We start from the raw sequence: 13,190 nt of genomic DNA, 5'->3' as shown, positions 1-13,190 counted from the left end.
CCGAGGTTTAGGTTGAGGCTTTTTTGATTTCAGAAACCAAAGTTCTCAACCATTGGACATTATTGAATTCAGGGAATTCCGCTTCGAAAAGCTGCAGTTTGTCAATGTCCATCTGCATAGCGATCCCTAATCTTTCCTTGGCGTTCAAGACTTCCTTGTTTTTGAGGTATATGCCTGCCAGTTTATAAAGTAATTCTGCACTTTCAGGATAAAACTCTAGGCCTTGTACCAAGACCTGGATGGAGGAGCTATAATCACCCATATTTTTGAGGACATCTGCCCAATTTTGCCATGTGTCCAACTCATAGTTTCCTAAATCTACTGTTTGTTTGTAAGCAAAATCAGCTTCGTCAAAATTCTTTAATACTGAATAAATTTTTGCACTTCGTTTCCAATACGTAGGATTTTCACCATCAATGTTTATGGCTTTATTGATGTAGTAAAGTGCTTTTTCAAAATTTTCCAGCTTATAATGAAGGTCTGTTATTGCCAACCATCCTTTGTCCAAAAGGGGGTCTTCATGAACTGTATTGTAATAATAATATTTGGCAAGGTCATTATTGCCGAGTTTTTCATGGCATCGACCTATTCTAAGATAGGCATGTGAGGTAGGATCTTCTATGGATATGGTGGTCTCATAGTTCTCTATGGCTTCGTTATACCTGCCTAGCCTTTCCAACACCTTACCTTTCTCAAAATAGGCTCCAATAAAGGAATCATCTGAAATTACAGCAAAGTCAAAAGCAGTCAAAGCCTCGTTATACATATCGATGGTATAGTACATTTTACCTAATTGATGCCATGCGACTTCACAATAAGGGTTTCGTTCAAGATAATCGTTCAAGTATAGAATAGCCCCATCGAAATCCTCTAAAAACTCAAAGCAGTACACCACATTATACAGGGATGAATAATCACTATGATCAAACTCAACACATTTCATGAAATTTTTCTTGGCCTGTTCAAAATCATCCATAAAAAGATACTCCATCCCCAAAAGAGAGTGTATGTCAAAACTATCTTCGGAAAGGTCAAGAGCTTCCAAAAGCAGATTTATAGCGGCGGGGTGATTATCCTGTTTGGATTGAATATTTGCGCGTTGAATATAAATTTCCTCGTTGTTCGAATCAATAGTCTGTAGTTGGTCCAACATCCTTTCGGCTTCCTCATATTTATCCTCAAAAACCAAAACTTCTACACGTAAAAGCTTTAATTCCAATGAATTGGGGTGTTGTTCCAAACCTATTTGTATGGCTTTTTTACCCAAGGACACTTTTCCATTATTAAGGTAGTGGTGAATGATTTCCTCAAAGTCTTCTGCGTCAAAGAAGTAGACGTCATCTGTTTTGAGCATAGACTCAAATTTACTTATGGACTTGTCAGGATTTTCGTTAGAATCTAACGCCATAGAAACTAGTTTTGTTTAACAATGGACTTAAAATTAGCCGTTTAAGGGCATTTTTAAGTCGCCATTTTGGGTATGTTATCAACAATTTAGTTAACAGAGGTTGGCTTGTATGCGTTTAAAATACGGGTGATTTGTTCGCATCCTTCCGCTATTTCGTCCTCTGAAATAGTTAGTGGTGGAGATATTCGAACTGCCTTGGACTCAAAAAGCAACCAGAAAAGAATCAATCTATTTTTGGCCGCAGTCAATACCAAATAATCAGCAATTTCCTTTTTTTCAAACAACAAGGCAAGCATTAACCCTTTACCTCTTATTTCTTTAATCAAAGGATGTACCAAAAGGCTTCTAAACAGCTTTTCTTTAGTTAAGGTGCTTTTAATGAGTTGATTTTCAGATATTTCTTTTAAAGTAGCCAAACTGGCAGCGGCAATTACGGGATTACCGCCAAAAGTGGTGATATGACCAAGTTTGGGACGGTCTTGTAGAGAGTCCATCATCTTTTTTGAAGCTACAAATGCTCCTACTGGAAGACCGGATGCCATACCCTTTCCAATAACCAGAATGTCTGGTACGCAATTGTAATGTTCAAAGGCGAAAAGTTTTCCAGTCCGACCGAAACCTGGTTGTATTTCATCTAAGATTAATACTGCTCCCATGTCGTTACATCGCCTTCTGACTTTTTCTAGATACCCATTTTTAGGAAGAATAAAACCTGCTCCTCCTTGGATGGTTTCCAATACCACTGCAGCTGTTTTCTCTGTGATTTTTTGTAAATCTGATTCCAGATTGAACTGAATAAATTCAACATCAGGAATAAGTGGCCTAAACGCACTTTTGCGCTCTTCGTAGCCCATAAGGCTTAAACTTCCCATGGTGTTTCCATGATAAGCCTTGTTGCCAGCAATCAACTGCGAACGACCAGTATATCTTCGGGCCAATTTTATAGCACCTTCAATGGCTTCTGTGCCGGAGTTGACTAAATAGGTGGTCTCCAAGTTTTCAGGTAGGAGGGAGGCTAGGAATTTGGAGTAAGCTACGGCCGGTTGTTGCGCATATTCACCATAGACCATCACGTGCATATACTTTTCTGTCTGTTCCTTTATGGCATACACCACTTTCGAGTGACAATGGCCCAAGCTACAGGCCGAGACCCCAGCTACAAAATCAAGGTGCTTATCTCCGTTTAAATCGTAGATATAGCTACCCTTCGCATGGGAGACCTCCAAACCCAATGGATGAGGTGTGGTTTGAGCTTGATATTTTAAAAAATCATCTTTTAACATTAAGGAAGTTGAACTTTTTTAACCTCCGTTTTCTTGGGTTTTATGGCTTGGGAATTGGGCGCCTGTGAGGTTGTGTTTTCACTATTCTTCTGTCGTTCTTGTTCTTCGGTATCAATATCGACGGGGTTATCAATTCCGCGAATTTTCACCAATTCTATGTTGTTGTCATCTTCATCAAAAATGTCCTCCTTGGTCAGAATGCGCTCATCACCTCGCCAAATAAAACCCTTTAGTTTACGGCTTTCAACAGGTAGATCTTTATCTGGAAAAATATCGCCATCCGGATCAACGAAAAAGGTAATATCTTCGATGTCGTTATTGGCTATCTCGAGCCTTATTTTACTGCAAATTGTTTTATCGATTCCGACAAGCTCGTCATCATCATTATATACATAGTAAATTACCTCAGTATTCTTAACCAAATCGATGATCTTCAATTCGTTTTCAATGAACTTTCCGAATAAATCCTTGCCTTTGGCCTGGTTATACCCTTGTTTCCCGATGGTGTCAAAAGAAATGATAAATGCGTTTTCCAACACTTTAAGGGAATCCAGTTTATCCGTTTCTTTATCTGAAATGAGGTGAATACTGTCTCCCGTGATTTGGTTTTCCACATTCCAAATAATTGGGTCGGTAATCAGTTGTGTTACTCCTGTGGTTTCACTATAATGGATAGAATCACATTTTCCGCTCAAATCAGTTTTGTAGAATTTGGCAGCTCTAAAGGCCCTGATGATTCTTGCATCAGGCTTACCCGTAGCCAATAATGTGTCTCCGTGCATGTATAGGGAGTCTTGCTGAACCAAACTGATGGCCACAGCCCTTTTTGTGGCAAATACGGAATCCTTTTCTTTAAAAACTTCAGCGTAATGCGCTTTTATAACGCTATTGTTGATGGTGTCCGTGATTTTAATATTGTTAGTTGCAGAGGCGAAGGAAGTCAACTTGTCAAAATAGAGACTGTCACCCTCAATAACTTTGTTGTCGTAGTTGATTTTAGTGTTCTTTACACCATATCCCTGCTCAATTTTGGTGTCGTAGAACCCTCGTTCGCAATAGATTTTATAATCTTCCCCAATGATTGTGGAAGGACCGTACATGTAAGCGTTTTTGGAAACCCGGTAGTAATCAAGTTGTTCAGAATCAATGATGTATTCTGGGTTATCTATATGCACATTTTTACGGAACTGCACTTTTTTACGTTCCATAAAGTAGTTGCCTATAATGCTGGTAAGCACATTGGCTGAATCTACTACTTTACCACCTGACCTATAATATGAGAGTTGCTTTTCCCGGTCAAAATACAAGGTATCCGTGGTAAGGGTCATCTGACCATCTGTAAGATCTACATTTTCCCATGCCTTGGCAAGTCTGGTGTTTCCGTCATAATCAATTTTACCACTATTCATTTCGATAGAGTCGCCCTGTTGTAAACGAATGTTGCCAATAGCCTTTAATCGGTTTTCTGTTGAGTAGAAAATGGCGATATCACACCATAGGTCAGCTCCTTGATGTTCAAACTGTACCTGGCGCTCATCATCCTTGCTAAAAATGGAGGCTCCAGGAAATTGAACTTCATCTTTAGTGAAATTACCTCCGTAAACAATGTTGATTTGCCTACCTTCTGTTTGAGGAGGGGTATCTTGCCCCAACGTAACAAAAAAGGACAAAACAATTATAAAAAAAGAAACGGTCTTCAATCCATCAAATTTTGCCCAAAAGTAGGCTTTTTAGCTAAAGTACCGATGCGGATTTAGAAAGGTTTAATAGTATCAAAGTGCTTATATACACGAAGAACTGTATGTGTCCATTGTTTTTCTTCTATTTTAGTATTTTCAGCCTGCTTTCCAACAAATCAATTTTTTCACTCCAATACTTGACGGCTTTGTCCAGATTTACTTTATCCTTACCATTCTGGTTTTGTGGTTCAATTCGATTCGACCAGAACCTTCGATGTTCAATGTATTCGAGTTTAAGCTTGTCTAAGAATGCTATTAGTCTTTTCTTGTCTTTGGGGACATGGCCCGGCCCGGAACAACCACAGGAATGGTAGGTGATTCCTGATTCGTAGAGGTTTTTCGTGTGAACCCAGGCTTTGACGTCACTTTTTTTAGGAGATTCAAAGTCCAACCCCATATTGGCCATTAAATTTCCACATTCTGGACATTTTGAAGGAACATTTTCCGACCTTCCAGAATAGCAAGAGTCTCGGTCAATATCCATCAAAAGTTTTCGTTTGAACGTTTTTCTACACTCAAAACAAGCATAGTGAGATTTATATATGTTGGTTCCGTAGCGACACATTTTTAAGGTTGTTGACCCAAATTCTAAGGTTTCTTTTGGGATTGTATTCTATTCCTCACAGCATCCAATTATGATTGACTTTGAATTTGACCTTCAATTTAGTTTTTTCCTTGGTGGAAACCTTTAATAAGGTCGCTTCAAAGGTACCGGTAACAATTTTGCTTCCTTCTTCAAAAAGAACAGCGTCTTCTTTTGCTTTTGATGGTGAAACCGATTCGATAATTACTTGGTTGGATTCATCAGGAACAAGCACATAATCTTCCATAATGCCGTCCAAATTATTAGCCTCAACTGCGTTTTTATAGGTATCCATGTCCCATACACTGTCGAAACTGAAAGTATCTAAAGATAAAAGGGCGCCAAGTTTATAGGTTCCTACTTCCAGCTGAGCAGATTCTGATTGACGATACAAGGTCATGTCAATTTTTAAAGAAGGATATTGATTAGGAATCTCTTCATTTAAATAAATATCAAAATGAGTCATGATGGAGCCCTGTTTTGGACCGGGCGTAGTTTTCAAACTAAAGTCAGTACTTCTTTCCTTGACGTTTCCAATAGCTATCTCGCAATAAAAATCTTTGTCTTTCGAATCAGGATGTTGTTCAATAGTGTTGTCAGAATGATTGGATGTTTGGTTTTTATCGGATTTCACTTTTTGATTACAGGAGGTAAATCCGATTAAAAATACTAGTGCGAGCATACTTTGCTTATTTATCATAATTGGTGGTTAAGAATTGATTTTGATGAAAACATTAGTCGACGAAACTATATAACTCAAATACAATTCTCCCGTATGATTTGATGGATTGCTTCTCTGGATCTACAGAACCTTGTTTATAATTGACGGGTTATTATTTTGTTTTGGTAAAACTATAGATAGAAGCTTTTGATAAAAATAAAGTAAATGCGAAGGGGATTGGTTTTTATGATTTGAGTTTGCTGTCCTTGGCTATAGTTTCACTACCAAATCATTTTTAGTTTAATTTCTTTTTTACCTTACATGGGTTTCCGAATGCCAAGACATTATCAGGAATGTTTTTGGTGACCACACTTCCCGCTCCAATAGTCACATTATTTCCAATGGTCACCCCCGGAAAAATGACGGAATTTCCTCCAATCCAAACATTATCTCCAATTTTTACAGGTTTGGTCGAAGTCAAATATCGAGTTTGGTTTCCATTACCAATTATCCTTTCAGATACTTTTAAAGGGTGATCTGTGGTATAGATTTGAACATATGGAGCTATCAATCCATTTTTGCCAATAATGATTTTATTGTTGTCCAAAAACATACAGTTGGTATTGACAAAAGTATTTTCTCCAATAGAAATATTTTCACCGTAGTCGCAAAAGAAAGGAGATTCAATCCAAACACCATCGCCTTTATAGTCAAACAACTCTGTTAAAATCTGCACCCGCTCTTCCAGTAATTCCGAATCCAGATTGTTGTATTACTTTAGCAACCTTCTTGCTTTGTGGTACATCTTCAACAATTCCGGATTTCGTGAATTATAAAAATCTCCCTTAAGCATTTTCTCTTTTTCGGTCATTGGGATAGTTCGTTTTTAGGAACAATTTTGAAACTTCCTTTTGGTTAAAGCTATAGTTTTGATCAGTAATATCCTATCCAATACATTTATTCCCTGATACTCCATATTTCATGAATGGGATCTCCTTTGCTCGACAAGCCGGAGTGGTGCCATTTGCCATCTATAAGCTCATAGTTGAAATTTAGACTCAATCCTGCTTTGGAATCGTCTCTTGAAAAGAATTCGATGTTCTCCTTGTAATCACCATTTTTGGTGGTGTAGGTGCCTCCGCCTGTTCCCATAAACTGTTTGGTTTCTGTGTTGTAAGCTATCCACTGAAATCGGGTTCCGGATAAAATCTTCATGGTTTTTCTTGGTCTGTTGGTATCAATCGATTGCATTTTACCATCCCTACCTCGACCAGATATCAACCAGGCTCCGCTAAGCTTACCCGGGGTCCCGTTATCGATTCTGATCAATTTCATGTCGGAACCATCAATTTGAATGGTATTTTCAGTAATAATCACCTTAAAACTTATCTCGGAACCTACACGTGAAGGATTGTCCGTATCAAATTCTACCTTTTCCGTCATCATATCCCCATCCAACTTCCAAGTGCCACCATTGGTACGAACAAATTTTCCGTTAGCGGCATTGTAGACGCTGATTACTTGATAGCCATCGGCAAAAATGACCACGTTTTTAAGTTTGTCCCCATTTTCAGCGGTTGAATAACCTTCCCATGCACCGATAATGTTCTGGGCCTTGAGCCCCAATGCGAGGAAGGCGCAAATGAGTGATGTAATTAATGTTTTCATTTTCTACGTATTTTGCTTGTCTGTTTTCCAATTCGAAATATGATTTGCCAATTTTTGAATGATATCTTCTTTAGACACTTTTCGAATACTGCTCTTCAATTCATCTAAATTCATTTTTTCTTAAGAGGATTATTTCTGTATTGCCCCCAATTTACCCTTTTTACACGATTAACCTTTGGTTGTTTAAAGATAAATCCCACCATTTTAATTTAAACCGTATCTTTGGGTCGCTACACTTATCGTTTTGCGGTTGGTCTCGTCAACCTCGTCCGAATTTAAAATATGGATAGGCAAAAGGTGTAAGTCCTCAAACCTTTCAAGAAATCACCTTGATAGGTTTTCAATGACCTTTCCTTTGTTTAATTTTTTAATCACCTTATTATGCGAAATGGTGAAGAGTGTAAGCACTGTTCTGAATGTAATGCTCCCATGGCGAAGGATGACGTATCAAAACTTAGCCCCGCCCAGTTAAAATTGTTGCAATATGTAGATGTCCTTGACGGCCCTGATCGGGTAAAAGCCCTAAAATGGGTACACGATATTGCGATTTATGAGTCCACAGAACCTTTATGCGATGCTGAAAAAGAGGCGCTGTACCAAATTAAGGTGCTCTGGCAGCTTATTGAGGACACGCTACAATGAGCAATGGACAATTGACAATTTACAATTGGCAATGTGCAGTGAACAATGAGTAATGGGAAGGAAGATTCCAACTGAAAGCTGGAAGATTGTCATCCTGAGCTTGTCGAAGGATAGTCTGTAGAGGCTTAAAACACACTTCGACGGGCTCAGTGTGACATGTTGTGGAATTATGTTGTAATGAACAATTGACAATGTGCAGTGAACAACGAACAATGAGTAGTGAGCAATGGAATAGCGTCTAAAGGGGACACTTTCATTCAAAACAACAATTTCAGCACTTTTTTAGGCACCATCCATTGCTTTTTGGTCAACGTGCTTCGGCGGTTGGTTCACCGGAGAACAGCAATGCCGATGTACCTTGCTGCAATCCTGTGTTTATCAAGGTTCCGTACGCATTTACGCTATTGGCTGCAGCAGCCAGAAAAACGGAAGGCATTCTGGTATGGCCCGAGTATGCAAATATGGCATCCTCCTTTTTTGAGATTTTCATCTTGTTTTTTAAAAATCCGATGTTGACGGAGGGTAGCGTATCCAATTTTGTAAAGTTGATATGGGTGCCTGCAGTTATTTTGTTTCCACCAGTGTTCCAAGACAAATTGTTCTCATCGAACCCAAAACGATTGCCATTCCATTCAGAATCGGTGAAATGGACTATGGTATTTGACGGAATGTCTACATGCGCAACAATTCCAAACGCATCATTGTCGGCATCAAAAAAAGTAAATGTGATGTCTCCAGGGTGCAACTCCTGCTTTTTCTGGTCGTAATAGATACAAATGACCAATAAAGAGGTAACGCAGGCAAGGAAAAGAAGGTTTTTCATCTCATAAGTTCCAATGAGATAAAAGTATTCAGCTATTAAAATGGAGGGGTAAACTTTTGTTTATCTAATTACCAACCCAAAGTAAAATTTTCAGAAGTGTTTTAAATCTATTGTAAAGGGAAATTGTTTTAAAAATCTAATGAAGTTTCGGCGCCTATTGATTGGTTTTTTTTATGGAAGTTCGTGTTGGCAATTGTCCGTAACGAAGTGCCAACGGATTTTACCAAGACAACTTCTGTTATAGGTGAGTTGTTCATTCACAAAACCGGATAAGTCTCCTGAGTTTTTCGAATATTTTTTTACCGCTGAGAAGACCTTTAAGATAGATATTATTGGTTCACTCAACAATATTTGACCTACCTATGAATGGTCTGCGTCCTGTCTGGCCCTACAGAGACTATTTTGATTGGTACATTCAATTGTTCCTCTAAATAGGCGATGTACTCGTTCAATGCTGGTGGCAGTTCATCGGCATTGGTCATTTTGGTGAGATCCTTGGCCCAACCTTTCAACTCTGTGTATATCGGTGTGATATTTTCACTTTCTATATTGTAGGGTAGGTGCTGTATTTCCTCGCCTTTGTATTTATAGGCAGTACAAACCTTAATAGTCTTGAAACCACTCAATACGTCGGCCTTCATCATCATCAGTTCGGTAACGCCGTTGATTTGTACGGCATATTTTAGAGCGACCAAATCGAGCCATCCGCAGCGTCTGGCTCTTCCGGTGGTGGCGCCAAATTCGTTTCCTACGCGGCCCATGGTCTCGCCGTCTTCATCAAAAAGCTCGGTAGGGAAGGGGCCACTGCCCACGCGGGTGGTGTACGCCTTAAAAATTCCCAAAACACGGCCAATCTTGTTCGGTGCCACGCCCAATCCGGTACAAGCACCGGCAGCTGTGGTGTTGGATGAGGTCACAAAGGGGTAGGTTCCAAAGTCAATGTCCAACAACGACCCTTGTGCACCTTCGGCCAATATTTTTTTGCCCTCGACCTGCGCCTTGAACATATATTCCTCGCTGTCGATGAAGTTTAGTTTTTTCAACGATTCCACAGCTTCAAAAAACTCTTCCTCCAATTCGGCCAGATCATATTGGATGTCCACATTGTAGAACCCGATCATGGCTTCGTGCTTATTGGCGAGGTTTCGGTATTTTTCCTTCCAGTTATCAAACTCCAAATCGCCCACACGCATACCATTTCTTCCCGTCTTGTCCATATAGGTTGGGCCGATACCCTTTAGGGTAGAACCAATCTTGGCTTTTCCTTTGGCGGTTTCCGAAGCGGCGTCCAACAAACGGTGGGTGGGTAGAATAAGGTGTGCCTTTCTTGAGATCAATAGCTTGGAAACAATATCGATATTGAACTTATCCAGATTGTCCAGCTCCTTTTTAAAGATGACCGGGTCGATGACCACGCCGTTGCCCACAATGTTCATGGCGTTTTTATGGAAAATTCCCGAAGGAATGGTGTGCAGTACGTGCTTAATGCCATCGAACTCTAGGGTGTGCCCTGCATTGGGACCTCCTTGAAAACGGGCTATAATGTCATAATCTTTGGTAAGTACATCAACAATTTTTCCTTTTCCCTCGTCTCCCCATTGGAGTCCAAGCAATAAATCTACCATGAAATGTGTTGGTTATTCGGTTAGGTTTTCTTCTTTGTTTTTTGTTGCGTAGAAATAGAGTGAGTGGTTGTGGATTTTGATATCAAAAACCTCCTCAATGGTTTTTTTGATGGATTGTATGCGGGGGTCACAAAATTCCTTCACTTCTCCTGTGTCAGTAAGAATAACATGGTCGTGTTGACGGTCAAAGTACGATTTCTCGTATTGCGCCTGGTTTTTACCAAATTGATGCTTGCGAACCAACTTGCTCTCCAATAAAAGCTCAATTGTGTTGTAAAGCGTGGCACGACTGACCCTATAATTTTTGGTCTTCATTTTAATATAGAGTGATTCTACATCAAAATGGTCGTCACTTTCATAGATTTCCTGTAAAATAGCGTAGCGCTCAGGTGTTTTTCTGTGTCCTTTTTCCTCTAAAAAGGTCGTAAACACATTTTTTACAATTTCTTGATTTTTATTGTTCCCCATAGTTTTCCCACCTATGCTAAAAGGCAAAGGTACAGCTAAAAATTAAATTCTGGTCACTTTGTCTATCCCTTCAACTTGCTTTAAATTATTGATCAATCTTTTAAGGATATTGTTGTTTTTTACCACCAAAGTTATTTTTCCCTTAAAAGTACCACCATCCGCACTAAAATTAAGGTTTCGCATGTTCACGTGCATGTTGTCCGAAATAATCTTGGTGATGTCGTTAACCAATCCCATATTGTCGATTCCGGTAATCTCTATATCCGAAGCAAATTCTTCTTGGGTGGAATCTATCCATTTGGCGGACATGATTCTATACGCATAATTGGATTGTAACGAAATGGCATTAGGGCAGTTTTTGCTATGAACCTTAATGCCGTCGTTAACACTCACAAAACCGAAAACCTCATCCCCAGGTATGGGATTACAGCATTGCGAAAGCTTGTAAGTTAGTTTTTCCTCCTCTTTGCCAAACACCAACATATCATATTTGGTGGTGATTTCTTCCTTATTGACATCTTTTGGAGTAGGGTTTCTTCGGATTTTATTTTTGAAGAAATTCAGGAAGGCATTGTGATAAGACGATGCAAAATCCTTGATGCGTTCATTATCGATGACCCCGATTCCCACACGATAAAACAGGTCCAGACTGGTCTTTAGCTTGAAAAAAGTGACCAGTTTGTTGACCGTATCCTCGTTCAGGGTTATTTTTTGGGACTTTAGCTTTCTACGAAGCACCTCTTTACCGTCTGCTGCAATGCTCTTTTTCTCCTCGCTCAAAGAGGATTTGATTTTGGAGCGCGCCCTAGCCGTTGTGGCATAATCCAGCCAACTTTGATTGGGTTTGGCACTTTCGGAGGTGATAATTTCCACCTGATCACCACTATGAAGTTCTGAGCCCAGTGGTACAAGCTTTCCGTTTACGCGAGCTCCACGGGTTTTCATGCCGACTTCTGTATGGATATGAAAGGCAAAATCCAAAGGCGTAGAGCCTTTCGGCATTGACTTTAAATCTCCCTTGGGGGTGAAGACAAAGATTTCCTTGGAATAGAGGTTCAGTTTGAATTCCTCTACAAAATCGACGGCATTCCCATTGGAGGTTTCCAGGGCCTCTTGTAAACGATTCAACCAGTCTTCAATGCCTTGTTCTTTTTGTTCTCCGTGTTTGTATTTAAAGTGTGCAGCGTAGCCTTTTTCAGCAATCTCGTGCATCCGCTCACTTCGAATCTGGACTTCGACCCATTTTCCTTTCGGGCCCATAACGGTTATATGCAACGCTTCATAACCTGTGGATTTTGGTGAAGTAATCCAATCCCGAAGTCGAATGGGGTTAGGGGTGAAGTGATCTGTTACTATGGAATAGATTTTCCAAGCAAGGAATTTTTCGTTCTTCCGGTCTGATTTGTAGGTAATCCGGATGGCGAATTTGTCGTAAACCTCATCAAAGGAAACATTTTGGGCCTTCATTTTCCTTCGGATGGAAAAAATGGACTTCATCCGACCTTTGATATCGTAATTGAGGCCTTCCTTATCCAATGAGTTTCGGATGACGTTGGAAAAATCTTCAATATAGGCCAATTGCTCCTCTTCGGTATCTTCGATTTTAGCACGTATATCGCTGTATACTTCAGGTTCGGTGTACTTTAAACTTAAGTCCTCCAGATGGGTCTTAATATTATAGAGTCCGATTCTGTGTGCCAAAGGAGCGTAGATGTAAAGCGTTTCCGAAGCAATTTTCACCTGTTTGTGCTCTGGCATGGCATCCATGGTGAGCATATTGTGGTACCGATCCGCAATTTTGATGATGATCACACGCACATCATCATGAAGGGTCAGCAACATTTTTCTAAAGTTCTCAGCTTGCTGGCTGATGTCCTTATCCTTTTTGAGGTGTGCTATTTTGGTAAGCCCGTCAACAATACGAGCAACGGTTTCGCCGAACATCCGCTCAATGTCGTCCAAAGTGTAAGCGGTATCCTCAACAACATCGTGGAGCAGGGCGGAGGCAATGGAAACAGCATCCAACCCAATTTCTGAAGCCACGATTTTAGCAACGGCGATAGGGTGGAAAATATATGCTTCGCCAGATTTTCTGCGCTGATCTTTATGGGCGTCAACGGCTACATCAAAAGCAGAGCGTATCAACTTCTTGTCCTCATTGGTCAAGGTTTGATAGCTTATGCGAAGCAATTCTTTATATTGCTTGGCAATCTCCTTATTCTCTTTTTCGATAGCAGCCTCCGTCATAGTATATTAAAGTTAGCACAATCTAATTAGCTAAACAACAAAA

General features: G+C 39.9%; 11 protein-coding genes and 1 pseudogene. 1 reads left to right on the top strand and 11 read right to left on the bottom strand.

Going from position 1 to position 13,190, the window contains the following annotated elements; all coding sequences use genetic code 11:
- Positions 1 to 7: 7 nt before the first annotated feature.
- The 7 genes and pseudogenes from E4661_RS10905 to E4661_RS10875 form a co-directional block, all read right to left on the bottom strand.
- On the bottom strand, positions 8 to 1,408 hold the full coding sequence (locus tag E4661_RS10905; protein WP_136467231.1) for a tetratricopeptide repeat protein: 1,401 nt from the start codon (positions 1,406 to 1,408) through the stop codon (positions 8 to 10).
- A gap of 86 nt (positions 1,409 to 1,494) precedes the next feature.
- On the bottom strand, positions 1,495 to 2,691 hold the full coding sequence (locus E4661_RS10900; protein ID WP_136467228.1) for an aspartate aminotransferase family protein: 1,197 nt from the start codon (positions 2,689 to 2,691) through the stop codon (positions 1,495 to 1,497).
- Positions 2,691 to 4,391 carry an OstA-like protein gene (locus tag E4661_RS10895; protein ID WP_136467225.1) on the bottom strand — a complete coding sequence of 567 codons (1,701 nt, stop codon included), beginning with the start codon at positions 4,389 to 4,391 and terminating at the stop codon, positions 2,691 to 2,693. Before E4661_RS10895 ends, E4661_RS10900 begins: the two co-directional genes overlap by 1 nt.
- Before the next feature lie 121 nt (positions 4,392 to 4,512).
- Positions 4,513 to 4,914 carry a hypothetical protein gene (locus E4661_RS10890; RefSeq protein ID WP_240751461.1) on the bottom strand — a complete coding sequence of 134 codons (402 nt, stop codon included), beginning with the start codon at positions 4,912 to 4,914 and terminating at the stop codon, positions 4,513 to 4,515.
- Between the two features lie 136 nt (positions 4,915 to 5,050).
- Positions 5,051 to 5,695: a hypothetical protein gene (locus tag E4661_RS10885; protein WP_136467221.1), complete on the bottom strand. Its 645-nt coding sequence runs from the start codon at positions 5,693 to 5,695 to the stop codon at positions 5,051 to 5,053.
- A 274-nt stretch (positions 5,696 to 5,969) separates the two neighbouring features.
- Positions 5,970 to 6,545: pseudogene (locus tag E4661_RS19420) on the bottom strand (sugar O-acetyltransferase).
- Between the two features lie 86 nt (positions 6,546 to 6,631).
- Positions 6,632 to 7,342 (bottom strand): membrane or secreted protein, encoded by a 711-nt coding sequence (locus tag E4661_RS10875; protein WP_136467219.1) that lies wholly within the window; start codon positions 7,340 to 7,342, stop codon positions 6,632 to 6,634.
- A 381-nt stretch (positions 7,343 to 7,723) separates the two neighbouring features.
- Between E4661_RS10875 and E4661_RS10870 the strand changes: the two genes are divergently transcribed.
- Positions 7,724 to 7,984, top strand: coding sequence for a hypothetical protein (locus E4661_RS10870; protein ID WP_136467217.1), 261 nt, complete (start codon positions 7,724 to 7,726; stop codon positions 7,982 to 7,984).
- A 307-nt stretch (positions 7,985 to 8,291) separates the two neighbouring features.
- Here the strand turns inward: E4661_RS10870 and E4661_RS10865 are convergent, their stop codons facing one another.
- From E4661_RS10865 to E4661_RS10850, 4 genes are all read right to left on the bottom strand, one after another.
- A complete protein-coding gene (locus E4661_RS10865; protein ID WP_136467215.1) occupies positions 8,292 to 8,807 on the bottom strand; it encodes a hypothetical protein in 516 nt (171 codons plus the stop codon).
- Positions 8,808 to 9,163: 356 nt separating this feature from the next.
- Complete coding sequence (locus E4661_RS10860; RefSeq protein WP_136467213.1) at positions 9,164 to 10,432, bottom strand: adenylosuccinate synthase; 1,269 nt, start codon at positions 10,430 to 10,432, stop codon at positions 9,164 to 9,166.
- Between the two features lie 12 nt (positions 10,433 to 10,444).
- Positions 10,445 to 10,900 carry a Fur family transcriptional regulator gene (locus E4661_RS10855; protein ID WP_136467211.1) on the bottom strand — a complete coding sequence of 152 codons (456 nt, stop codon included), beginning with the start codon at positions 10,898 to 10,900 and terminating at the stop codon, positions 10,445 to 10,447.
- Positions 10,901 to 10,942: 42 nt separating this feature from the next.
- Entirely contained in the window at positions 10,943 to 13,147 is a 2,205-nt protein-coding gene (locus tag E4661_RS10850) for a RelA/SpoT family protein (RefSeq protein WP_136467209.1), read from the bottom strand.
- Between the last annotated feature and the right edge of the window lie 43 nt (positions 13,148 to 13,190).

The organism is Flagellimonas onchidii, from assembly GCF_004804315.1.
Taxonomy (GTDB): Bacteria; Bacteroidota; Bacteroidia; order Flavobacteriales; family Flavobacteriaceae; genus Flagellimonas; species Flagellimonas onchidii.
The sequence above is the reverse complement of the archived record's forward strand: the minus strand, read 5'-3'. Positions and strand labels throughout refer to the sequence as shown.

What these genes read in the sequence shown, in the direction of transcription:
- E4661_RS10870 (WP_136467217.1), top strand. Translation starts at nt 7,724, where the DNA reads ATGCGAAATGGTGAAGAGTGTAAGCACTGTTCTGAATGTAATGCTCCC.
- E4661_RS10875 (WP_136467219.1), bottom strand. Translation starts at nt 7,342, where the DNA reads ATGAAAACATTAATTACATCACTCATTTGCGCCTTCCTCGCATTGGGG.
- E4661_RS10865 (WP_136467215.1), bottom strand. Translation starts at nt 8,807, where the DNA reads ATGAAAAACCTTCTTTTCCTTGCCTGCGTTACCTCTTTATTGGTCATT.
- E4661_RS10905 (WP_136467231.1), bottom strand. Translation starts at nt 1,408, where the DNA reads ATGGCGTTAGATTCTAACGAAAATCCTGACAAGTCCATAAGTAAATTT.
- E4661_RS10860 (WP_136467213.1), bottom strand. Translation starts at nt 10,432, where the DNA reads ATGGTAGATTTATTGCTTGGACTCCAATGGGGAGACGAGGGAAAAGGA.
- E4661_RS10850 (WP_136467209.1), bottom strand. Translation starts at nt 13,147, where the DNA reads ATGACGGAGGCTGCTATCGAAAAAGAGAATAAGGAGATTGCCAAGCAA.
- E4661_RS10885 (WP_136467221.1), bottom strand. Translation starts at nt 5,695, where the DNA reads ATGCTCGCACTAGTATTTTTAATCGGATTTACCTCCTGTAATCAAAAA.
- E4661_RS10890 (WP_240751461.1), bottom strand. Translation starts at nt 4,914, where the DNA reads ATGGATATTGACCGAGACTCTTGCTATTCTGGAAGGTCGGAAAATGTT.
- E4661_RS10855 (WP_136467211.1), bottom strand. Translation starts at nt 10,900, where the DNA reads ATGGGGAACAATAAAAATCAAGAAATTGTAAAAAATGTGTTTACGACC.
- E4661_RS10900 (WP_136467228.1), bottom strand. Translation starts at nt 2,691, where the DNA reads ATGTTAAAAGATGATTTTTTAAAATATCAAGCTCAAACCACACCTCAT.